General features: G+C 43.2%; 20 protein-coding genes and 1 tRNA gene. 16 read left to right on the top strand and 5 right to left on the bottom strand.

Annotation, left to right across the window (positions count from 1 at the left end; genetic code table 11):
- The first annotated feature begins 10 nt into the window (after positions 1-10).
- From rpsI to scpB, 5 genes are all read left to right on the top strand, one after another.
- Complete coding sequence (rpsI, locus tag CXF60_RS04740) at positions 11-397, top strand: 30S ribosomal protein S9 (protein ID WP_021813618.1); 387 nt, start codon at positions 11-13, stop codon at positions 395-397.
- 332 nt (positions 398-729) lie between these two features.
- Complete coding sequence (locus tag CXF60_RS04735) at positions 730-1,818, top strand: LpxL/LpxP family acyltransferase (RefSeq protein WP_102091004.1); 1,089 nt, start codon at positions 730-732, stop codon at positions 1,816-1,818.
- A 108-nt stretch (positions 1,819-1,926) separates the two neighbouring features.
- On the top strand, positions 1,927-3,012 hold the full coding sequence (locus CXF60_RS04730) for a tryptophan--tRNA ligase (RefSeq protein WP_102091003.1): 1,086 nt from the start codon (positions 1,927-1,929) through the stop codon (positions 3,010-3,012).
- Between the two features lie 138 nt (positions 3,013-3,150).
- Entirely contained in the window at positions 3,151-4,011 is an 861-nt protein-coding gene (locus tag CXF60_RS04725) for a segregation and condensation protein A (RefSeq protein ID WP_102091017.1), read from the top strand.
- A 124-nt stretch (positions 4,012-4,135) separates the two neighbouring features.
- Positions 4,136-4,696, top strand: coding sequence for an SMC-Scp complex subunit ScpB (gene scpB / locus CXF60_RS04720; protein ID WP_102091016.1), 561 nt, complete (start codon positions 4,136-4,138; stop codon positions 4,694-4,696).
- Between the two features lie 120 nt (positions 4,697-4,816).
- Here the strand turns inward: scpB and lolA are convergent, their stop codons facing one another.
- The 3 genes from lolA to rplU all read right to left on the bottom strand — a co-directional run bounded on the left by lolA (position 4,817) and on the right by rplU (position 6,572).
- Positions 4,817-5,503, bottom strand: a complete 687-nt coding sequence (lolA, locus tag CXF60_RS04715; RefSeq protein ID WP_413786677.1) for an outer membrane lipoprotein periplasmic chaperone LolA — start codon at positions 5,501-5,503, stop codon at positions 4,817-4,819.
- Between the two features lie 408 nt (positions 5,504-5,911).
- Positions 5,912-6,169, bottom strand: a complete 258-nt coding sequence (gene rpmA / locus CXF60_RS04710) for a 50S ribosomal protein L27 (RefSeq protein WP_021813611.1) — start codon at positions 6,167-6,169, stop codon at positions 5,912-5,914.
- Between the two features lie 91 nt (positions 6,170-6,260).
- Positions 6,261-6,572 (bottom strand): 50S ribosomal protein L21, encoded by a 312-nt coding sequence (rplU, locus tag CXF60_RS04705; RefSeq protein ID WP_057761012.1) that lies wholly within the window; start codon positions 6,570-6,572, stop codon positions 6,261-6,263.
- A gap of 569 nt (positions 6,573-7,141) precedes the next feature.
- On the opposite strand from rplU, the gene CXF60_RS04700 reads away from it, so the two are divergent.
- From CXF60_RS04700 to hemB, 5 genes are all read left to right on the top strand, one after another.
- On the top strand, positions 7,142-8,167 hold the full coding sequence (locus CXF60_RS04700) for a polyprenyl synthetase family protein (protein ID WP_102091001.1): 1,026 nt from the start codon (positions 7,142-7,144) through the stop codon (positions 8,165-8,167).
- 829 nt (positions 8,168-8,996) lie between these two features.
- Positions 8,997-10,397, top strand: a complete 1,401-nt coding sequence (locus CXF60_RS04695) for an efflux RND transporter periplasmic adaptor subunit (RefSeq protein ID WP_102091000.1) — start codon at positions 8,997-8,999, stop codon at positions 10,395-10,397.
- A 34-nt stretch (positions 10,398-10,431) separates the two neighbouring features.
- Positions 10,432-13,662, top strand: coding sequence for an efflux RND transporter permease subunit (locus CXF60_RS04690; protein WP_102090999.1), 3,231 nt, complete (start codon positions 10,432-10,434; stop codon positions 13,660-13,662).
- On the top strand, positions 13,659-15,473 hold the full coding sequence (locus tag CXF60_RS04685) for an efflux transporter outer membrane subunit (protein WP_102090998.1): 1,815 nt from the start codon (positions 13,659-13,661) through the stop codon (positions 15,471-15,473). Before CXF60_RS04690 ends, CXF60_RS04685 begins: the two co-directional genes overlap by 4 nt.
- 283 nt (positions 15,474-15,756) lie before the next feature.
- Positions 15,757-16,764 carry a porphobilinogen synthase gene (gene hemB / locus CXF60_RS04680; RefSeq protein WP_101206356.1) on the top strand — a complete coding sequence of 336 codons (1,008 nt, stop codon included), beginning with the start codon at positions 15,757-15,759 and terminating at the stop codon, positions 16,762-16,764.
- 90 nt (positions 16,765-16,854) lie between these two features.
- Here the strand turns inward: hemB and CXF60_RS04675 are convergent, their stop codons facing one another.
- A complete protein-coding gene (locus CXF60_RS04675) occupies positions 16,855-17,832 on the bottom strand; it encodes a glutathione S-transferase family protein (protein WP_102090997.1) in 978 nt (325 codons plus the stop codon).
- A gap of 311 nt (positions 17,833-18,143) precedes the next feature.
- On the opposite strand from CXF60_RS04675, the gene CXF60_RS04670 reads away from it, so the two are divergent.
- A tRNA-Val gene (locus CXF60_RS04670) sits at positions 18,144-18,220 on the top strand.
- A gap of 241 nt (positions 18,221-18,461) precedes the next feature.
- Here the strand turns inward: CXF60_RS04670 and CXF60_RS04665 are convergent.
- Positions 18,462-18,686: a helix-turn-helix domain-containing protein gene (locus CXF60_RS04665; protein ID WP_095570171.1), complete on the bottom strand. Its 225-nt coding sequence runs from the start codon at positions 18,684-18,686 to the stop codon at positions 18,462-18,464.
- 150 nt (positions 18,687-18,836) lie between these two features.
- Here CXF60_RS04665 and CXF60_RS04660 point away from each other — a divergent pair, with 150 nt between their 5' ends.
- The 5 genes from CXF60_RS04660 (at position 18,837) to cas1f (ending at position 22,052) form a co-directional block, all read left to right on the top strand.
- The gene (locus CXF60_RS04660) at positions 18,837-19,052 is read left to right on the top strand and encodes a hypothetical protein (RefSeq protein ID WP_075107543.1); all 216 of its coding nucleotides are present in this window, start codon (positions 18,837-18,839) and stop codon (positions 19,050-19,052) included.
- Between the two features lie 11 nt (positions 19,053-19,063).
- Positions 19,064-20,275: an Arm DNA-binding domain-containing protein gene (locus tag CXF60_RS04655; RefSeq protein WP_102090996.1), complete on the top strand. Its 1,212-nt coding sequence runs from the start codon at positions 19,064-19,066 to the stop codon at positions 20,273-20,275.
- Positions 20,262-20,552, top strand: coding sequence for a hypothetical protein (locus CXF60_RS04650; RefSeq protein WP_095570169.1), 291 nt, complete (start codon positions 20,262-20,264; stop codon positions 20,550-20,552). The genes CXF60_RS04655 and CXF60_RS04650 overlap by 14 nt, the downstream gene beginning before the upstream one ends.
- Positions 20,553-20,562: 10 nt before the next feature.
- On the top strand, positions 20,563-20,883 hold the full coding sequence (locus CXF60_RS04645; RefSeq protein WP_095570168.1) for a hypothetical protein: 321 nt from the start codon (positions 20,563-20,565) through the stop codon (positions 20,881-20,883).
- Positions 20,884-21,059: 176 nt separating this feature from the next.
- Positions 21,060-22,052: a type I-F CRISPR-associated endonuclease Cas1f gene (gene cas1f / locus CXF60_RS04640; RefSeq protein ID WP_095570167.1), complete on the top strand. Its 993-nt coding sequence runs from the start codon at positions 21,060-21,062 to the stop codon at positions 22,050-22,052.
- Positions 22,053-22,054 lie beyond the last annotated feature (2 nt).

Here is a 22,054-nt window from a genome sequence, read left to right as displayed (position 1 = left end):
GGATATACTTATGGAACGCAATTACGGAACTGGTCGCCGCAAGACGTCTACTGCTCGTGTCTTTTTATCAAAAGGTACTGGTAGTATCGTTGTTAACGGTAAGCCACTTGACGAATACTTCAGCCGTGAAACTTCACGCATGGTTGTACGTCAACCATTAGAACTACTAGACTCTGCTAACGCATATGACTTATATGTAACTGTTGCAGGCGGTGGTATTAGTGGTCAAGCTGGCGCAATCCGCCACGGCATCACACGTGCATTAATCGAAGCTGACGAAACTTTGAAGCCTGCCCTAAAAGCAGCTGGTTTTGTTACTCGTGATTCACGTCAAGTTGAACGTAAGAAACTGGGTCTACGTAAAGCACGTAAACGTCCACAGTTCTCAAAACGTTAATCAAAACTCTCTCTTATATTTTTGCTGCTGTTGTCTTTTTCTCAGAGCTTCAGTAGCAAAGTTAAATAAGAGTCTGGTTTTGCAAAACCTTATAAGCTGGTCACAGCTTATAAGGTTTTTTTATGCCTACTGATAGCGTGTTGATTATCTGATTGTCTTCATCAAACCAGCTTTGTTTTGCGGCAATAACTAACATGAGTGCCTTGTTTCGACACTACAAAGTAGAGCGTCTGTAGAAATTCTAACTTGCAAAGCATCAAACGCTACCCCATCATATCAGTAACTCTTTATTATTTGCCATGATGCCTCAAACCGTGCTGCAGAAGGATATTATGAAAGCGCCAGAACAATTCGACCCTAGCAAACCATCTACCAATAGCAGCGTGCCGCCTAGCATGAAACAGTCGGCTAAGTCGCCTGCGATACCTGCTGGCACACCGACAATTACCCAAAATCATAAGCGTACAGCGCAAGCAGATAACAAGCCATTTCAGTGGCAGTTTTTATCACCAAAGAATTGGGGCATTTGGTTATTATTCTTAATAATGCTACCGATGATATATCTGCCGTTACGTTGGCAGTTTTGGCTAGGTCGTAAGCTTGGTATATTGATTTATAAAGCTGCTGGCTCGCGTAGACGCGATACGCTAATCAATCTGAAGCTGGCATTTCCAGAAAAGCCCGAAGCTGAACGTGAACTAATGGCCAAGCAAGTATTTGTCAATCAAGGCATTGGTGTGTTTGAAACGTTATGCGCTTGGTTCAGGCCAAATATATTTACTAGAACTGTTTCCATTTCGGGGTTACAGCATATTGTTAATGCGCAAAATGAGCAGCGACCAGTTATCCTGCTAGGTGCACATTATACGATGCTAGATTTGGGTGGCCTATTATGTGCGCAGTTTTTCCCTGTAGATTGTATGTACCGTACGCAAAACAACCCATTATTAGACTGGTTTATTTATAATGGTCGTACCAATATTTTTGGTAAGCAAATCTCTAGTCGTGATATGCGTAGTTTAGTTACCTCTATCAAAGCGGGACACGTCATTTGGTATTCTCCTGACCAAGACTATGGTCTCAAGCAAGGTGTCATGGCGCCATTCTTCGGTGTACCTGCTGCGACGATTACTGCATCGCGTCGCATGGCAAAACTGGGTAGCAAAGCACAGCCACCAGCTGTTATGGCACTGCATACTTATCGGCAGACACCTGACAATTTGCCGCATGGTAAACGCCCTCATTATCATTTGACGATTATGCCAGAATTAGACAACTATCCAAGTAAAGATGAAGTCGCTGATGCCACTCGGGTCAATGAAGTTTTAGAAGGACTCATTCGTATTGATCCCACCCAGTGGATGTGGTTCCATCGTCGTTTTAAACATGGACCAAACGGTCGTACCGATATCTATAAGTAAGCCTTTATTCCCAAAAATACTGGTGAAGTTTGCTATACTTTGCGACTAATATTTTGCATTTTAGCCATGCACTGATAATAATTTGATAAACAAAATAACGGATTTTCCATGAGCAATAACAGTACTCCTGACAATCAAGCTTCTGATACTTCAACCGAAGCCAAGCGCATCCTGACTGGTATCAAACCGACTGGTATTCCGCATTTAGGTAACTATGTTGGCGCGATTCGTCCAGCGATTGAGTCTATTCAAAATAGTGATCATGAAGCGTTTTTCTTTTTAGCAGACTACCATGGCATTATCGGTTGTTATGACCCTGCTATCATTCATGAGTCGACGAGAGCCATTGCCGCTACGTGGATTGCTTGTGGTCTAGACCCAGAGCGTGTGACATTCTACCGTCAGTCAGACGTACCTGAAATTCCAGAACTTGCTTGGATTTTGAACTGCTCATGTGCCAAAGGTTTGATGAACCGCGCTCATGCCTATAAAGCAGCCGTTGATATCAATACAGAAAAAGCCGATGTCGATCCTGATCAAGGTGTCACCATGGGTCTGTTTGGTTATCCCGTGCTAATGGCGGCTGATATCTTGATGTTTAATGCGACCCATGTGCCTGTTGGTCGTGATCAAGTACAGCATATCGAGATGGCGCGTGATATCGCAGGTACTTTTAATCATCGTTATAAGTCGCTTTTCACGCTACCGTCAGCAGTCGTTGATAACGATATACCGCTGCTTACTGGACTTGATGGCCGCAAGATGAGTAAGAGCTATAGCAATACGATTCCCCTATTCGGTGAGCCAAATCCACAAATTAGTCCTGAAAAACAGATGCATAAAGCCATCATGAAAATTGTGACTAACTCACAGCTACCTGATGAGCCAAAAGATCCTGATGATTCAGCTATCTTTGAGATTTATAAAGCATTTGCGACCGCTGAAGAGATTGCTGATATGCGTGCGCGTTATGCCGCTGGTATTGGCTGGGGTGATGCAAAACAAGCTCTATTTGATAAGATTAATGATGAAGTCGCGCCATTCCGTGCACGTTATGAAGAGCTGATGGCCAATCCAAAAGAGCTAGAAGAAATCTTGCAGATGGGTGCGGATAAAGCCCGTCGCCATAGTCGTAAGCAACTAGACAAAGCTCGCCGTGCTATCGGTATCCGTCCGCTTGCTAAGCTTAAATAATCGTTGCTGGAATAGTCGTTTTACTGGCGCAATTTATTATCAAAGCGGGTGCTAAACGTGCAAACTGAACCAAACACCAAACAGGCGGCTTTGTCTAAAGCCGCCTTATCTGCTATGGCTGATTCAACTTCTGAGCCTATGGACAATCAGAATGAGCCTGATGAATCAGTCAACCATGATATGTCGCTACGTATCTATCAAACGCCTGTGCAGCATTTGCCAGAAGATCTATATGTACCACCGCAAGCCTTTGCTATTTGGTTAGAGCAATTCGCTGGTCCATTGGATTTTCTATTGTATTTGGTCAAAAAGAACAACGTCGATTTGACCCAGATGCCCATTCTGCCCATCACTGAGCAATATTTAGCTTATATCGGTGAATTGGATACCGAGCACTTTGAATTAGCGGGTGATTATCTGCTAATGGCATCAACGCTCATCGCTATCAAAACCGAACTACTATTACCCGCCCCTGACACCCCAACCGATGAGCGTGACCCAAAAGCAGAACTGATCGAACGCCTCGAAGAATACGCGCAAATCAAAGTGGTCAGTCAGCGCTTAGACAATCTAGTACGTCTAGAGCGCGATGTGTTTTTGGCAATGGTTAGTATGCCTGGTCAAGATGTTATGAATGCGGAACTGCCAAGCTACTCACCTAACTTGCTGATTGATAGCTTATTTAAAATGCAACTACAGCCTGACTATCAAATGCATACAATCAAAGTTGATGCAGTACCCCTTGCCGATCGTATTGCCAGTATTAGCAGGCAATTAAGTACAGATGGGGCGCGCTCCTTTTATGAACTACTAGACAAGGCACAAGGTAAAATAGGCGTGGTCGTGAGTTTCGTCGCCGTACTTGAGCTTATAAAGCGACAGTTGGTTGGTGTTGTCCATACTGAGGTAGATAGCGATATCGTCAACTCTGCTCTCAATGACGAACCTTCTGATATGAATAGTGAGCCTACCGCACTCACATTACAGTGGCTAGCCTAGCAGGCTCTAAGACTGTCTCCTAGCCCATTCTCTATCAAAATCACAAAATCGAAATAAGAGCGTACTTTAGATGGTAGATATTGAAGACCCAAAGCAAGATGACGAGAACCAAGAATCAACAGCTATGACTACATCACCACCAGCTGACGCGCAGCATGATTCTTTGGAAGAGATGAGTAAACGTATCGAGGTGCTGTTGCATGCGTCAGAGGCACCGCTGACAGCTCACTCGTTAAAAAAACATTTGTCATTATCTACTAAAGAATTAAAGCAAACTTTGGAAGTACTCCAACAACGCTTAGATACAGGTGTGCTTAGGCTACATGAGACAGCCAGCGGTTATCGCTTACAGATATCTGATGACTATAGCAGTCTAATTCAGCGTACTTTTCCGCAGCGTCAAGAACGCCTGAGCCAAGCCCTACTTGAAACCCTAAGTGTCATTGCATACAAGCAACCTGTGACGCGTAGTGATATCGAGCATGTGCGCGGAGTAACATTATCGAGCAATATACTGCGCCAGCTGTTTGATAAAGGATGGATTGTGGAGAAAGGCTTTAAAGATACTCTAGGCCACCCTGCATTGCTTCATACTACTGCGCAGTTTTTAGATGCGTTTGGATTAAGCCATCGGGATGAACTACCACCTATGCCAGATATGGACACCATACGATCTATGTCTTAAGTTTTCTGCTGAACAAACTATAGTTACTCACATAAAAAAGGACAGACCACATAGGGTCTGTCCTTTTTATTGCGTTGCTGATTTTGAACTGATATCAAAACCTAGCAATACGTCTGCTAATTACTGATTAATCACATCAACACCCTTTGGCGGTGTAAATTTAAACTGACTGCTACCAATACTTGGGTTCATCTTAATACCGCTAAACTTAATAGAGGTTGTCTGTCCCAAAGTATCATTCAATACCATCATGACAGGTTTGCCACCACTAAAGCTTATTGAAAGACTTTTGAAACTTGCACTGTCTGACTTAGGATAGAGTACATAGTAGTTTTTGTTGTCATATGGCTGAGTGATTTTGAAGTTTTGATCAATTTTGCTCGGATCACCTGACAGTAGCAAAGCTGGCGTATTACCTACTTGGCTGTCGACGTTTTGCTTGGTCGCTTGCTCTAAATCCTTGTCATAAACCCACATAGAATTACCATTAGCAACGATCAGCTGCTCTGATGGTGACTTGGTTTCCCAGCGGAAGTTATTTGGACGTTGGACACTCATAGAGCCTTTAAACGTACCACTACTCGCGCCTTTAGTTGTTTGACTAAAATTGGCTGTCATACTCTTGGTATTGGTCAGCAATTTGTTCAAACGTTTAGCAGCTGTTAGGTTGTCAGCAGGAGCTGCTGTAGCCGTTTGAGTCAACGCCATCATTGGCGCTGCGACACCTAGCGATGTCATTAATACACCTGCTAAAGCCCCACTCATCATTTTTTGTTTGGTTGATTTTTTCGTAGATAAGTTCATCATAAATCCTCTCTAAAAAAGCATAATCGCTTTAAAGTTGTCGCTAAAAATAAAATATTCTATTGAAATTTTTGTTTTCTATAAATACTGATTTTACCAAGCTAAAGCTGGTAACCATCAGCAATGGCAACAGTGTGCCAGTTTTTTTATTACGCGCCTAGTCATGATTTGCAATCTTTACTACGGCTGCCATACACGCTTGTAACCAATACAGTTACACGGTAAAAGTTTGCATTTATAATTATTAGCTACAGTAATTATGCTAATAGTGGCTTTAAAGATATCGCTTAGAATTATTATTAATTTATATCACCCTACAAACGTAAAAAGCCCTTACTACCATAAGGCAGTAAGGGCTTTTTTAATTATCTGATCATTCTATCCAAAGAATAAAACGACCTAAATAGATAATTATGCGTTTTCAACCGTAACATAACGACGGTTAAATTTACCTTTGGTCGCAAACTTTACAACACCGTCATTCAGTGCAAATAAAGTATGGTCACGACCCATGCCAACGCCTTCGCCTGCATGGAATTCTGTACCACGTTGACGAACGATGATGTTACCAGCTGTGATAGCTTGGCCACCAAAGATTTTTACGCCTAGCATTTTTGGGTTTGAATCACGACCGTTACGGCTCGAACCGGCAGCTTTTTTATGTGCCATGAGAAAATCTCCTTGTTAATTTGACTTATCGCTGATGCGATAACTCTTAAGCATTTAGTGCGCTATTTAGCAATAATTGCTAAATGGATAATTAGGCATTAATCGCTTTGATTTTTAACAAGGTGTACCATTGGCGGTGACCTTGTTCTTTGTGATAATGCTTACGACGGTTGTGCTTGATGATACGGATTTTTTCGCCGCGACCATGCTCAACAACTTCAACTTCTACGCTAGCGCCGTCAACAACAGGCTGACCGATTTTGACGTTATCGCCGTCAACAACCATCAACACGTCTTCAAATTTGATTGTTTCGCCTTTTTCTGCTTTTAGTAGTTCAACTTTAAGCAACTCATCGACGACTACACGGTGTTGTTTACCACCAGTTTTGATTACTGCGTACATTGTATGACTCCGTTTAACCCGTGTGCCGTGGCTGATGTTATACCAACGCTTTTACGACGAACACGACAGGGAAAAATTAAAGGCAAGATTTTACGGCTTTTTGCTCATAAAAGCAAGCCGCGCCTCTTGTTTTTGCAAGGTGGTTACACTAATGACCATCTCTCATTTTGCTATAACGGCTGCTCATCAAAGAAAGTCGATAAACGACAATGCGAATATAAACATGAGAAATAGTAATGATAAGTGATAGATTAAGCCCAACAGCGGCCATTATAACTTATGCAATCAGTTACTTACAGCCTTTTATGAATCATTTATGTGACCAATAAGCTTAAAATGCGCTAGAAGATATATCTGTAAAAAATAAGACATTTTTTATCGTTTTTATTCTATTCAATAGGCATAGTAAGCCCTATATATCATACGCTTGACCTACTTGTGCTATATACTTTAACCAACAATTTAAGCAGATAGCTATGCTATCATAAGCGAAATAATACCTTACCTATAGATAGATAAAGTCAAGGTTACACCAACTCTCTTTACTCTTATTAATATGACTATTTATTATGACTAGTACCTCTTTAAATAATACCGTGCCTGCCTCTCAATCGACGCCTAGCTATGCTGATATTCAAAGTATTGTAGCCAATGACTTTGAGGTAATGGACAAGCAAGTGTTTGGCAGTTTGAACTCAAAAGTACAACTCGTCATGAGCGTCTCGCAACACGTGATCAATGCTGGCGGCAAACGTATGCGTCCGTTGATTACCTTGCTCTGCGCACGTATGTTTGATGATAATCCATCAGAAAAAGCCATGCATCTAGCTGCTATCACGGAAATGCTACATACCGCTACCCTAGTCCATGACGATGTCATCGATGAGTCAGGGCAACGCCGTGGAAAACCGACGGCAAACGCGACGTGGGATAATGCCACTGCTGTGTTGGTCGGTGACTATTTGATTGCTCGCGCGTTCAATCTGTTGGTTGGTTTTCAGAGCTTGCCGTTGTTGCAAGTGTTCTCTGATGGGACTTGTGATATTGCCGAAGGCGAAGTGTTACAGCTACAGCATCAGCATAACCCTGCCGCGACAGAGGAAGATTACTTACGCATTATCGATGGCAAAACTTCACGTCTTTTCATGATGGCGACCCAAGGTGCTGCTATCTTGCAAGACAAGACAGAATATATGACGGCATTGGGCGATTTCGGACAGCATTTTGGTAATGCGTTCCAAATTATCGATGATGTGCTTGATTATAGTGGCGATAGCGACGTAATGGGCAAAAACTTAGGCGATGACCTTGCTGAAGGCAAGCCTACCCTACCGACTATCAAAGCACTCGAACTACTCAAAGACAGCGACACTGAAGGCTATGAGCAGTTACGGATCGCCGTTCAGACAGGTAAGACACCAAATGCTGAGCAGCTGATTGAATTGGTACGTAGCTCTGGCTCATTGGCTTATTGTAAGCAGCGCGCGTTGGAAGAAACTAAACTGGCACAAGATGCACTGAGTACGCTACCAGACAACCGTTATCGTACAGGCTTATATCAATTGACTGAACTCGCTAGCGCCCGATTAGTATAATTAAAGCTGAGTCGTCTGTGTTATTAACTAATTAAGACGACTCTTTTTTTTGACAGAATTTTTTAGCATGGCTTTTTAGCAAATTTCTTTAGCAATTGCTGAATGATAAGTCCATAAATTAAGAAGTACCTTCTTAAAAACTAGCATGTCAGCCAAATCGTTACCTTTCTTTAAGTTTCATACATCCTTGCAGTACTATAATCGTATAAGGCTTTTTGACAGTCGTTTAAAGTTTGATAACGCTAGGTAGAGAGATACTGATAGTTATTTTTTATGACTGTAATTAGGGGTTGCTAAAATTGTCATTTTGTTGACAAAGTCGATTTTCTATCGTTAAAAAACCTTAGTTACTATAGGGTTTTAGATTTATAACAAAAGTTTACAATATATTTTGATACTAGGTTGTGCATGGTTCTATTAGCTGTTAATAGAGACGACGCTTACTATGACGGTAATCTATTAATTCGTAAACTGTAATATTACCGCTTTTCGATCCAGCTCGTATTGCAAACTACTTGACTGTGGGGTTACCCCAATAGTTTATAATGACTCATTAAATTTATTAATCCATTCTGTGGTTTGCTTAAACAATTAATGCTAAATAATCCTTTCGATACTTAATCCATATCGATGTCAGATTTTCTATTAGTCGTATTTCACTGACGGAAACATCTGAAACTGGAGTAAATAGCGCCAGCTTAGGCTATTTATGCTCTTTATTTAGCATTAGCAAGTTATTTAGCATTAGCAAGACCCTTATATTCAGTACGCCAAACTTATTGATCGATTTTTATACTGTCACTATTTATATATATTGCCGAGGACATTGATGAAGCACTCTTATCTTGCGCTTGTAATAGCATCTGTACTATCTGGAGCTGTACTGGTTGGCTGTGACAACAACGAGGACGCCGCTGGTGAGCAAGCCGCACAGCAGCAAATGCCGCCTGCGGTTGTCAACGTTCAGACAGTCACTCTCGATACCGTCCCTCAAGTACAAACTTTTTCTGGTCGTACTGCAGCTTATCAAACTGCTGACGTCCGCCCACAGGTCAACGGTGTGATTGACGAAGTACTATTCCGTGAAGGAAGCAACGTCAAAAAAGGTCAGCCACTGTATCGCATCAACACCGATAACTATGCCTCATCTGTAACGAGTGGCCAAGCTGCCGTACAGCAATCACAGGCTAACTATCAAACTGCTGTGGCAAACAATGCCAATGCAAAAGCTGAGCTAGTCAGTCGTCAAGCGTCATTAGCACAAGCACAAAATGACTTACAACGTCTGCAAGGTCTGGTCAGTATTGATGCCATCTCAAAGCAGCAGTACGATCAAGCACAAACAGCCGTACGTACGGCACAAGCAGCTGTACAAAGTGCCGCCGCCGCTGTCGGTCAAACTCAAGCAGGTATTGAGAGTGCAAAAGCAGGCATCCAGACCGCAAAAGCAGGTTTAGAAGCCAGTACCTTAGATCTAAACCGTACAATCGTACGCGCACCGCTTACCGGTCGTACTGATCGCTCTAGCGTTACTGCTGGTACTCTAGTCAGTGCTGGTCAAGCCGATCCATTGGTGACTATTTCACGCTTAGACCCTATCTACGTTGATATCAGCCAGTCTTCTTCTGAGTTGCTCAAGCTTCGTCAGCAGATTGCAGATGGTACTGCTCAGCCAGGTATGAACTCAGTTGAATTGGTGCTAGAAGACGGTTCTGTTTACCCAGTACGAGGTAAGCTTGCACTGTCGGAAGCCAAAGTTGACGAGTCAACAGGTGCTGTCACCTTGCGTGCTATTTTCCCAAACAGCAATAACATCCTGCTACCAGGTATGTATGTCACGGCACGTTTGACGCAGAGTGTTATTACCAACGCAGCCCTTGTCCCGCAAAGTGCAGTCACTCGTACGCCTAAGAGTGAGACGCAAGTCTATATCGTTGACGAAAATAACAAAATCCAGGTACGTCCGGTCACCATTAATGGTACTTACGATGGACAATGGGTCGTCACTGAAGGCTTGAAAGCAGGTGACAAAGTGGTTGTGATTGGTGGTGCTAAGGTCAAGCCTGACCAAGAAGTGGTCGCCAAACCATTAGAAAGTGCAAATCCAGCACCAGCTGCACAAAGTGCGCCTAATACCAAAACGCCGCAGCAAGCCGCAAAAACGATGGATAAAAAGCCAGCTGGCGATGAGACTTCTACCAAAAAACCAACAGAAGCCGCTGCCAACTAATTCCATTCAAGACAGGAAGACTTAGGGATATACTATGTCACGTTTTTTTATTAATCGCCCTATTTTTGCATGGGTGCTGGCTGTTTTGGTCATGCTCATCGGGGTAATATCCGTTATCAATCTACCGATTGAACAATATCCACGTATTGCACCGCCGACTATTTCGGTCAGTGCAAGCTATCCTGGTGCTAATGCGCAAACCGTAGAAAACTCAGTAGTACAGATCATTGAGCAGCGTATGAAAGGCCTCGATGGTCTGATGTATATGTCGTCATCGAGCTCGTCAAATGGTAGTGCTTCAGTGACGCTTACCTTTGAAAACGGCACAGATCCTGACACAGCTCAAGTACAAGTACAGAACAAACTGCAAGCAGCGATGAGCTCCTTGCCTGAGTCTGTTCAGCGTCAAGGTGTCAACGTCAATAAATCGTCTAGCAGCTTTTTGATGGTGCAAGCATTTATTTCTGAAGATGGCACCATGGATCGGGCAGATATTGCCGATTATATTAACTCTAATGTCGTCGATTCGATCAGTCGTGTAGAGGGTGTGGGTGAAGTTCAGGTCTTTGGTTCTACTTATGCGATGCGTGTTTGGTTAGACCCATCACGCCTACGTAGCTACAACATGATACCTTCAGATGTCGTCAATGCGATACGAGCACAGAATGCTCAGGTATCTGCTGGTCAATTGGGTCAAGCACCTGCCGACACAGACAAACAAGTTATCAACGCCACTGTTACTGTACAAAGCTATCTTCAAACGCCTGAAGAATTTAAAAACATTCTACTAAAAACAGATACCTCAGGCGCACAAGTGCGCTTAGGCGATGTGGCAGATGTCGAGATTGGCAGTGAAAACTATAGCGTTGTCTCTCTCTACAATGGTCAAGAAGCAGCCGGTTTAGGTATTTCACTCGCTGGTGGCGCAAACGCCCTTGAGACTCGTGAAGCCGTCGGCGCACGTATGGCTGAGCTGGAAAAAAACTTCCCAATTGGTCTAGCCTCAGTTGTTCCCTATGACACCACACCATTTGTACGCTTGTCTATCGAACAAGTCGTTATGACCCTCATTGAAGCGATTGTGTTGGTATTTATCGTTATGTTCATTTTCTTACAGAACTGGCGTGCCACCATTATCCCGACCCTTGCCGTACCTGTCGTACTCTTGGGTACCTTTGCAGTGTTGTATATTGCAGGCTTTAGTATCAACGTCTTGACCATGTTTGCCATGGTATTGTCCATCGGTCTGTTGGTCGATGATGCGATCGTCGTCGTAGAGAACGTCGAGCGAATACTAGAAGAAGATCCTCACATCTCTATCAAAGATGCAACTATCCAGTCGATGGGTGAAATCAGTAAAATCGTTATTGGTATTGCGCTTATCTTGTCTGCAGTATTCGTACCGATGGCGTTCTTTGGCGGCTCAACAGGTGTGATTTATCGTCAGTTCTCTATTACGCTGATTACCAGCATGGTGCTCTCTGCCATGGTCGCGCTTGTATTCACCCCTGCCCTATGTGTGACCTTGCTAAAACGTGGCAAAAGTCATGAAAAAGGCAGTACCGAAAAGCAAAAAGGCTTCTTCGGTTGGTTCAACCGCGGCTTCTTCAAACTTAGCCGTTCGTACGAAAACTTTGTCGGCAAAAGTATTCGTTTTAAATGGTTATACATGATTGGCTACGCAGCCATTATCGGTATCATGGCGGTCGTATTCTTACGTATTCCAGGCTCGTTTTTACCAGAAGAAGATCAAGGCATTATGTTTACCTTGGTTCAGCTTCCGGCTGGCTCTACGTTAGATGAGACGCAAGACGTATTGGATAAAGTTAGAAACTATTACGATACCCAAGAAACTGATAATATCGCTTCGGTCTTTACCATTGCAGGCTTTAGTTTTGCAGGTCAAGGTCAGAATATGGGTCTAGCGTTTGTGCGCTTATCAGACTGGGAGGAACGCTCGGGCGATGAAAATACCGCTCAGGCTGTCGCTGGTCGAGCGATGGGGTACTTCTTTACTCAGCTAAACGAAGCACAAGTATTTGCCATCGTACCACCAGCAATTACCGAGCTTGGTAATGCCAGTGGTTTTGACTTAATGATTCAGGACAGTGGCAACCTCGGACATGATGGGCTACTTGAAGCTCGAAATATGCTCTTAGGTATGGCTGCACAGAACGACCAAGTAGCTGGTGTACGTCCTAACGGTCAAGAAGATTCGCCACAACTTAAAGTAAACATCAATCAAGAACAAGCGGCGGCTTATGGCCTGTCACTAAGCAATATCAATAGTGTCATTTCAACAGCGTGGGGCTCAAGCTACGTTAACGACTTTATCGATCGTGGCCGTATCAAACGCGTCTATGTACAAGGTGAAGCCAGCAGCCGTACCAACCCTGATGATATTGGTAAATGGTATGTAAGAAATGACATGAACGATATGATTTCGTTCGATGCATTCTCTAGTAGTGAGTGGCAGTCAGGCTCACCGCGTCTTACTCGTTACAACAGCCTACCGTCCATGAACATCCAAGGTAGCGCCGCACCAGGACTAAGTACTGGTGAAGCAATGAGCTCGATGGAAGCGATGATAGACAAGTTACCTGAAGGTATCAGTTATGAGTGGACAGGCATGTCATTGGAAGAGCAAAAATCAGGTGCCCAAGCGCCGATGCTTTATGCGCTTTCAATCCTAGTTGTATTCTTATGTTTGGCAGCGTTGTATGAGAGCTGGTCTATTCCTGTCTCTGTGCTACTAGTGATTCCACTTGGGGTATTGGGTGCAGTGATATTTACCTGGCTACGTGGTTTTGCCAATGATATCTACTTGCAAGTTGGTCTACTGACTGTCGTTGGTCTATCCGCCAAAAACGCCATTTTGATTATCGAGTTTGCAAAAGAACACCAAGAGGAAGGTTACAGTCTCAGAGAGGCCGTCATGACCGCAGCACGCCAACGTTTGCGTCCGATTGTCATGACCTCACTTGCCTTTGGTTTGGGTGTTGTGCCATTATTCTTGGCGAATGGGCCAGGTTCAGGCAGTCAAAACGCTATTGGTACTAGTGTTGTTGGTGGGGTAATCACAGCAACCCTCTTAGGTATCTTCTTTATCCCAATGTTCTATATCTGGGTGCGTAGTGCGTTCCCGCATAAATATGAGAACAACACACCCAATGATAAAGATGATGGCAATGGTACGCCTAACTCGCATAACCCAACACCTTCTGAGAGTTATCAGCCTGCAAGTCTTGGAGACAATACACAATGAGTGCTCAAAAAACATCTATCATCAACTCGTCATCGGTAGCTATGACAGCTATCGATGCGCAGCCAGCACTATCTCGTTTGCGCAAAAACAGTGGCCGCCTGTTAGGGCTGACTGCATTGGCAATCAGCATGGCCGCTTGTAACACCATTCCAAAAGCGGATATGCGTCCTGTGCTAGCAGAGCCAAATATTCCTATGCAGCAATCTTACGGTGCATTTGATAAAGAGACTGTCAGTAGTGCTGACCAAGCAAGCATTGCCAGTCAACGCTGGCAGAATTTTTATAGCGATGAGCGTCTAAAAGGTCTGATTGCTCTCGGTCTTGAAAAAAACAAAGACTTTGAAAGTGCGCGCCTAGCGATTGAAAAAGCACGTGCACAGTATCAGATTACCGATATTAACGACTTACCAGCTATCAACGGCAGTGCTGGTTATACTCGCTCAGCACAGAATCGTACTGATCGAAACGCTAGTAGTAGCTACAGTGTCAACTTGGGCCTTGCCAATTACGAGCTCGACTTTTGGGGTAAAATCTCAAGCTTAAAAGATCAAGCATTGCAGAACTTTTTGGCGACGACAGCAGCTAAAGATGCGACCCAAATCAGCTTGATTAGTAATATTGCCCAAAGCTACGCCAATCTAAGCTATAGCTTAGCGCAATTAAAACTGGCTGAAGCTACAGTTGAAAGCCGTGAGCGTTCGCTATTTATCGCGGATAAACGTTTTGAAGCAGGTATTGACGCAAAACTGCCTTCATTGCAGGCTGCTGCCTCTCTTGAAAGTGCCAAGCTTGCCGTATTACGTGCACAGACCAGCGTTCTTCAATCACGCAATGCATTGCAGTATTTAGTTGGTGGCGCTATTCCAAACGAGCTTATCCCAACACCTGCTGTCAGCAATATCACCAGCCAGCAGATATTCAATGCCGGTCTACCAAGTGAATTACTACGTTATCGTCCTGACGTACTACAAGCGGAATACAATCTAAAAGCGGCTGGTGCGAATATCGAAGTGGCCCGTGCCTCTTACTTCCCATCTATTAGCTTAACCAGTAGTGTGGGCGTCAGTAGCGGCAGCTTGAATGACTTGTTTAAAAATGGTGCCGTTGGCTGGTCGTTTGGACCTAGCATTAGCGTCCCTATCTTTGACGCAGGTCGTTTAGACGCCAATTACGATGTGGCTCAAATCGAACGTGAGCAAACGCTTGCTAGTTATGAGAGCTCTATTCAAACGGCATTCCGCGAAGTGTCAGATGTACTTGCCACGCGTGCAACGCTCGGTGAGCAGTTAGAGGCGCAGTATCGTCTGCAGGATAATTTTGAGCAGACCTATCAGATAGCAGATGCGCGCTTCAAAGCAGGTCTGGACAATTACTTAGACGTACTTGATGCGCAGCGTTCACTATTCTCTACTCAACAAGGTATCCTAGATTTAGAGCTACAGAAAATCGTTAGCCAGATTGAGCTGTACCAAGCACTTGGTGGCGGTGCGAACCTTGATGTACCGTCTGTCATTCCTGTACCGCAGCACACCAACTTGGCGCAGATTGTCACTGGAACTGCTACTAGTGCAAAAACCAAAGCGACAAATGCCATCAAAGCAGCTGGTTCAGCGCGTGTGACTACGCCGCAAGAAGCTGTCGCCATTAAGCAGTCGCAAGCGGTAGAAACGACTACTTTCAAACCGACTGCTATCGTCGATGTGAATGAAGATGGTAAGAAGGATGCCGCTGTCGGTGTGGTCACTGAAGAGACTCGCTTCAATAACAATAGTGTTGAGCAAGTTCCTGTGACCCAGATTGTTGAGCCTTAAATGACCCAACCTTAATCTGATGACGCAGCTCTATCATCACATTGACAGTCGATACGTACTATCAGCCCTACCGACTTAACGTGGTGGGGATTTTTGCTTTTATTGACGTCTTTTGGTTATAGTAGGCTCACTTTATGTAAGCTCTCTTTATATGAGGTCGCTTTATATACAGCCACTTATAAAGCACAGATTTTGATAAGCTGATTCTATAAAATACCGCTTATAGCGATATTATTTTAACCATGTAATATGATAACTATTAAAACAATCATAAGGAATTATTATGAGCTATACCTTTAACCGTCAATACCCTGCTACTCGCTTACGTCGTCTACGCTACAATGACAATGTACGCTCAATGATTCGTGAAGTAGAGCTGCATCCTAAGCACTTTATTGCCCCTGTCTTTGTATTAGAAGGCGAAAACCAGCGCGAAACCATTGCTAGTATGCCGGGCGTTGAACGCTTATCGATTGATTTGCTAATCAACTATGCTAAAGAGTTACTAGCAGAAGGTGTCACGACCATCGACCTTTTTCCTGTGATTGATAACGCTTTAAAAACACCAGATGGTAGCGCCGCTTATGACGAAAACGCCCTGACTGCACGTACGATAAAAGCGGTCAAAGACGCTGTGCCAGAAATGGTCGTCATGACTGATGTAGCGCTAGACCCTTATACCTCACATGGTCAAGATGGTCTACTTGATGACAGCGGTTACGTCATCAATGATGCAACCATCGAAGTACTGGTCAAACAAGCGCTGGTACATGCGCGTGCCGGCGCAGATATCATCTCTCCTAGTGACATGATGGACGGCCGTATCAAGGCCATGCGTGATGCGTTTGAAGCAGAAGGTTTTGTGAATACGGCTATCATGGCTTACTCAGCCAAATATGCTTCTGCTTACTACGGCCCATTCCGTGATGCCGTCGGCAGTGCTGGCAACCTAAAAGGTGGCCATAAGAAACAGTATCAGATGGACTTTGGCAATCGTGCTGAGGCGCTACATGAAGTGGCTATGGATATCAACGAAGGCGCAGATATGGTCATGATTAAACCTGGTCAGCCGTATCTTGATTTGATTCGTGAAGTTAAAGATACTTTTGGCGTACCAACCTTTGCGTATCAAGTATCTGGCGAATATGCCATGCATATGGCAGCCATTCAAAACGGCTGGTTAAGTGATGCAGTGATTTTAGAATCTTTGATTGGCTTCCGCCGTGCTGGTGCTGATGGTATCTTGACCTACTTTGCTCTAGAAGCGGCCCGCCAGCTAAACAATGCCTAATAGTAGTTAAACTATCTTTTATAATGTAAAAGCCCCAGCTACCTATTAGTAGCTGGGGCTTTTTTATGCGGTTACTCTATTAAAATAAAACTATAGACGTGCACGATCATGTGGCTCATTAAAATCAATCACTGGGCCAGCAGGGACAATACATGTGGGATTAATATTGGCATGACTGGTGTAATAATGCTGCTTGATATGATTCATATTTACTGTCTCTGAGATACCAGGTACCTGATATAAATCACGCAGATAGCCCCAAAGATTTGGATAGTCAACGATACGACGCAGATTGCATTTAAAGTGCCCAACATAAACAGCATCAAAACGAACCAACGTCGTAAATAGTCGCCAATCTGCTTCAGTTATGGTGCTACCTGTTAGATAACGCTGATGTGCTAAGCGCGTCTCAAGTGTATCTAATGCTGCAAATAGCTCAATCACAGCCTCTTCGTAAGCCTGTTGTGTGGTAGAGAATCCTGTCTTATACACGCCATTGTTGATAGTTGAATAGACGAAGGTATTGATATCATCAATTTCTTGCAATAACTCTGCTGGCACAAAATTACCTGCTAGCGCCCCAACCTCATCAAAGGCAGAGTTAAACATACGAATAATTTCAGATGATTCATTACTCACGATTGTGTTTGTTTTTTTATCCCACAAGATAGGTACGGTGACACGACCTGTATAGTCTGGCTTGGCCTTGGTATACAGCTCATAGGCATAGTCTGCATTGATAACTGGATCAGCAACGACGCCTGCACCTTCTGCAAACGTCCAACCATACTCACCCATATATGGATGTACTACAGACAACGGAATGATGTCTTCTAAGCCTTTAAGCTTGCGGTAGATAAGGGTACGGTGTGCCCAAGGACAGGCTAGCGACACGTATAGATGATAGCGGTCAGGTTCGGCTTTGAAGCCTTCAATACCTGTGGGCCCTGCGCTACCATCTACCGTTACCCAGTTTCTAAAACCAGCATCTTCACGCTGAAAGCGGCCACCACTCTCTTTTGTCTCATACCACTTGTCTTGCCACTGCCCGTCTACCAAGAGACCCATGTTATTCTCCAACTATTTCTAATATTTGTTTAACGCTTACTCAACATGACTGACTTGAAGTCATTATTATCATGATGATTGCATCGCTTAGAAAGATATCATACCAGTTATAAGGGTTTAATCATTAGCGTCACCCTGTTTGTTAACAATAAAAACTAAACGTATTAAATTAAATGTTTAGTAAATATTTACAAAAATATATCCCCCTAACTGATATAAGCCTGAATAGCAGATATTATGATAATAAAAGAGGTTTATGCTAAAAAAGACTTGCAAAGTCTGGGAAACTTGCTAAAATGCTCAACCTAAATAGGCGTATAGCTCAGTTGGTTAGAGCGCTACCTTGACATGGTAGAGGTCGTTGGTTCGAATCCGATTACGCCTACCAGATTCGAAAAGCCCCAATCTTAAGATTGGGGCTTTTTTTTGTCCGTGAAATATGGGCTGTAGCGGAAAAGGAAACTATACGTCGATTCAAATTACCTCTTTTCTCACTTTCAGCAAACATCATCAAAAAACGTGTGTGCCCAAATTGTGCCTAAGTTGCGCCTGCTATCTATTTCGCCTTTCTTTCAGAGTAGCACTTTTGACCTCTACCCTAAACTATCTAAAGCAATCTCAAAATTGATTTACTTCTCTTTATCTAGCGACTCGTTAGGTACATAAGTAAATAAATCACCTACTTCAATATCTAGTGCCTCACAAATTTTATCCATAGTGTCAAAATCTATTCTTGAAGTCTGTTCGTTATAGATCTTGTGCACTGTCGACTTACTAATTCCTGTCATCCTTATTAGATCTGCCACCTTCATACGTCGTTCAGCTAGTAGCACTGGTAAATTACATAAAATCATTAATAATTCCTTAATAGACTAAAAAAGTACTTGCATCAACTAACAATAGCTAGTAAAGTAATTCTATCGAACAACAAATTACTTTTATAAAACTATTTGTTATCTCGATAAAACAACCTAGTTATTTAATTGGCTTACAGGGAATTTATTATGTCACATACCTACCTAACTACCCAAGAGCTTTCTGAGCTCATCAAATATAACCCTCGTACTATCCGTAATGAGCTCAAAGATAGCGTGCTTATCGAAGGCATTCATTATATACGCCCATTCGGTGGTCGTAAAATTTTGTACATTTGGGAAGAGATTGAAAAAGATATGCGCACTGGCATTGCCGGTAGCGTCAATGCCATGGCACTACAATAAGGAGGAATAGGATGGCTAGTATTAGAACCCGTAGAGGGAGCAATATGCTATTTGTCGATTTTTATTACATGGGTATACGCTGTCGGGAGACGACAAACCTAACAGACACACCAGCAAATCGCAAGAAGCTTGAAAAAGTGATTGAGAAGATGGAAGCAGAAATCATCTTAGGACTGTTCAACTACGCTAAGTACTTTCCAAAAAGTGATAAAGCGGCACAGATGGTAGCGTTAAACGACCGCAAGGAATGCATTAGTACCGATACGCCTTCTTTTGAACAGTTTGCAGAATTATGGTTTGCTGAAAAAGAAATTGAATGGCGTGATACTTACAAGCGCAAAATAAAGGAGATTATTGATATGTACTTGATTGTTAAGTTTGGGACTAAGCCCATTCATCTCATAAAAAAGACAGATGTATTAGCCTTCCGTTCATCGCTCGCCAAAGTAACGTACGGAAAAGCTAACAAACATCTGTCAGCGGCACGCATCAATTCGATAATGGTACCTTTGGGTATGATACTAAAAGAAGCGGCTAAACGCTATAAATTTGATAATCCTTACTACGATATCAATGCGCTCAAGCAACCTAAAACGGATATCCAACCATTCACACTAAGTGAGGTTTGGACGTTTATTAATGGGGTGAGAGCAGACTATCGCAATTATTATCTGGTACGTTTTTTTACAGGTATGCGTACGAGTGAGATTGATGGGTTAACGTGGGAGAACATTGACTTTAATCGACGTGAGATTGTGATCAAACAAGCTTATGTTAAAGGCAAAATTGTTCCTCCTAAAACTCAAGAGTCTTATCGTGCAATTCAAATGTCACCTTGGGTCTACGATGCTCTGAAGGAACAGCAGACCATCACTTATAAGCGATCTGACTATGTGTTTTGCGCACATACGGGTGAGCCACTTGATTACAACAATGTGAATAAGCGTGTTTGGCACCCTACTCTTAAGATTTTAGGTCTGAAGAAGCGCAATGCTTATCAGACCCGTCATACCGCAGCAACGCTATGGTTGGCTGCTGGCGAAAGTCCTGAATGGATTGCCAGTCAAATGGGACACTCTACAACCAAGATGCTGTTTAATACATATAGTCGCTATGTACCGAACATGACTCGACAGGATGGTAGTGCGTTTGAAGCATTGGTCAATCGCAGTCAGATTGCTCAGGTATCTACCGATAAGGGGCCTCACAATGAAAATGATTGATTACGATAAACTGCATGCGACGTTTAAACCTAGTGGCTATGTCAGTAATGGCGCAGATAATATTGCTAACTACCTCATCTGTGAGCTCTGCATTCAGTCAGGTACTGGTTTGGCTAGGTTCCTAAGTATTGATAGTTGCTTTGATAATCATATGGCGCTGCGCATATGGGTTCAAATGCGCTTAGAGGCCAATCCTGACTATGTCGTTGATGATATGTGTAGTCAGCTACAGAGTAAGCTTTACGAGCTCCTACCTCAAACTGGCTATGGATACTAAGGAGGGTATTATGAGTATGAACTTCGTCTTTGATTCAGCTCTGGAGGATACAGCAAAGCGTCTGTGCTATGAGTATTGGTCCTATGCGTCGCCCAGTGATTATATAGCGCATTTAGAACTGCTTTGTTATGACCACAACACGGAGACTGATGTTTTATTTGCTACACTTGCAAAATGTCAGGTTTATTTAGATGACGTACACTGTGAGTACTGTGGTCGTCCCTATCAATTAGATGTCCCAGCAGATGTACCTTATGCAAGGAGATTAAATTCTTGGTTTTGTGAGGGGTGTATTAGCTTTTCTGGTGGACAGCTTATTGTAGACAGATAGGTTTTTAGAAAAAATTTATTGCCAGACAACTTAGGTTGTCTGGTTTCTTATTGCTTTTTAAAACTTTAACGACATCTGTTGTCGCTAATGTCCTTTTAAATATTGTTTTGTCAACAAAGTTTCGTTAAAGTGAATTCATATTCAATTTTTTATCACTGTTAATAGACGGAACTATAATGGCGAAACCCAATAATGCCTATACCGACAATAGCTTTGTCTCTTCAGATCTCAAAACCATTTTGCACTCCAAACGTGCCAATATCTACTACCTGTCGCATTGCCGAGTCATGCAAAAGAACGGACGTGTGTTATATCTTACTGAAGATGACAAAGCTAACCTCTATTATAATATTCCTATCGCTAACACTACCTCCATTCTACTTGGTACAGGCACCTCCATTACTCAAGCGGCGATGCGCCTTCTATCACAAGCAGGCGTGTTAGTTGGCTTTTGCGGCGGTGGTGGTATGCCGTTATTTATGGGCACAGAGCGTGAGGTCTATGTTGAGTGGATGACTCCGCAAAGCGAGTATCGACCGACTGGATATATTCAAGGTTGGATGAGCTGGTGGTGGGATGATGATAAACGCCTTGCTGCAGCCAAGCAGTTGCAAATAGCTCGCGTTGCTTATCTGCAAGCGGTATGGAATAAAGACAGCGACCTTAAACGGTGGGGTTTTGACAGCAATATCGATGCGATACAGAAACTGCTCAATGATAATATTCAGCAAATCGATAAGCAGACAGAGGTTATGCATTTATTGCAATTGGAAGCCCGCCTGACCAAGCAACTGTATAAGCTAGCTGCCAAAAATACGGGTTATGATGGCTTTACCCGTGAGCACGATGGTATCGATAAAGCTAACGGCTTCTTAAATCATGGCAACTATCTGGCGTACGGTCTCGGTGCCACGACCTCATGGACGCTTGGCATTCCGCACGGTTTTGCGGTGATGCATGGTAAGACACGGCGCGGTGCCTTGGTGTTCGATATTGCCGATATTATCAAGGACGCACTGGTGCTACCCCTCGCCTTTATCTGCGCTAGCGAAAACATGAGCGAGCAAGAGTTTCGTCAAGAGTGCATTAATATGTTTACCAAGCACAAAGCGCTGGATTATCAGTTTGAGGTGGTTAAACAGTTGGCGATGACTAAGTGGAAAGTGTAGAA

This window comes from Psychrobacter sp. 4Bb, from assembly GCF_002836735.1.
Lineage (GTDB): Bacteria > Pseudomonadota > Gammaproteobacteria > Pseudomonadales > Moraxellaceae > Psychrobacter.
The sequence above is the reverse complement of the archived record's forward strand: the minus strand, read 5'-3'. Positions and strand labels throughout refer to the sequence as shown.

Excerpts from the sequence above, each read along its gene's own strand:
- cas1f (WP_095570167.1), top strand. The coding sequence starts at position 21,060 with ATGGCGAAACCCAATAATGCCTATACCGACAATAGCTTTGTCTCTTCA.
- CXF60_RS04685 (WP_102090998.1), top strand. The coding sequence starts at position 13,659 with ATGAGTGCTCAAAAAACATCTATCATCAACTCGTCATCGGTAGCTATG.
- CXF60_RS04695 (WP_102091000.1), top strand. The coding sequence starts at position 8,997 with ATGAAGCACTCTTATCTTGCGCTTGTAATAGCATCTGTACTATCTGGA.
- CXF60_RS04700 (WP_102091001.1), top strand. The coding sequence starts at position 7,142 with ATGACTAGTACCTCTTTAAATAATACCGTGCCTGCCTCTCAATCGACG.
- CXF60_RS04665 (WP_095570171.1), bottom strand. The coding sequence starts at position 18,686 with ATGATTTTATGTAATTTACCAGTGCTACTAGCTGAACGACGTATGAAG.
- CXF60_RS04675 (WP_102090997.1), bottom strand. The coding sequence starts at position 17,832 with ATGGGTCTCTTGGTAGACGGGCAGTGGCAAGACAAGTGGTATGAGACA.
- CXF60_RS04730 (WP_102091003.1), top strand. The coding sequence starts at position 1,927 with ATGAGCAATAACAGTACTCCTGACAATCAAGCTTCTGATACTTCAACC.
- CXF60_RS04725 (WP_102091017.1), top strand. The coding sequence starts at position 3,151 with ATGGACAATCAGAATGAGCCTGATGAATCAGTCAACCATGATATGTCG.
- lolA (WP_413786677.1), bottom strand. The coding sequence starts at position 5,503 with ATGATGAACTTATCTACGAAAAAATCAACCAAACAAAAAATGATGAGT.
- CXF60_RS04655 (WP_102090996.1), top strand. The coding sequence starts at position 19,064 with ATGGCTAGTATTAGAACCCGTAGAGGGAGCAATATGCTATTTGTCGAT.
- rplU (WP_057761012.1), bottom strand. The coding sequence starts at position 6,572 with ATGTACGCAGTAATCAAAACTGGTGGTAAACAACACCGTGTAGTCGTC.
- CXF60_RS04735 (WP_102091004.1), top strand. The coding sequence starts at position 730 with ATGAAAGCGCCAGAACAATTCGACCCTAGCAAACCATCTACCAATAGC.
- rpmA (WP_021813611.1), bottom strand. The coding sequence starts at position 6,169 with ATGGCACATAAAAAAGCTGCCGGTTCGAGCCGTAACGGTCGTGATTCA.
- CXF60_RS04645 (WP_095570168.1), top strand. The coding sequence starts at position 20,563 with ATGAGTATGAACTTCGTCTTTGATTCAGCTCTGGAGGATACAGCAAAG.
- CXF60_RS04690 (WP_102090999.1), top strand. The coding sequence starts at position 10,432 with ATGTCACGTTTTTTTATTAATCGCCCTATTTTTGCATGGGTGCTGGCT.
- rpsI (WP_021813618.1), top strand. The coding sequence starts at position 11 with ATGGAACGCAATTACGGAACTGGTCGCCGCAAGACGTCTACTGCTCGT.
- CXF60_RS04650 (WP_095570169.1), top strand. The coding sequence starts at position 20,262 with ATGAAAATGATTGATTACGATAAACTGCATGCGACGTTTAAACCTAGT.
- CXF60_RS04660 (WP_075107543.1), top strand. The coding sequence starts at position 18,837 with ATGTCACATACCTACCTAACTACCCAAGAGCTTTCTGAGCTCATCAAA.
- scpB (WP_102091016.1), top strand. The coding sequence starts at position 4,136 with ATGACTACATCACCACCAGCTGACGCGCAGCATGATTCTTTGGAAGAG.
- hemB (WP_101206356.1), top strand. The coding sequence starts at position 15,757 with ATGAGCTATACCTTTAACCGTCAATACCCTGCTACTCGCTTACGTCGT.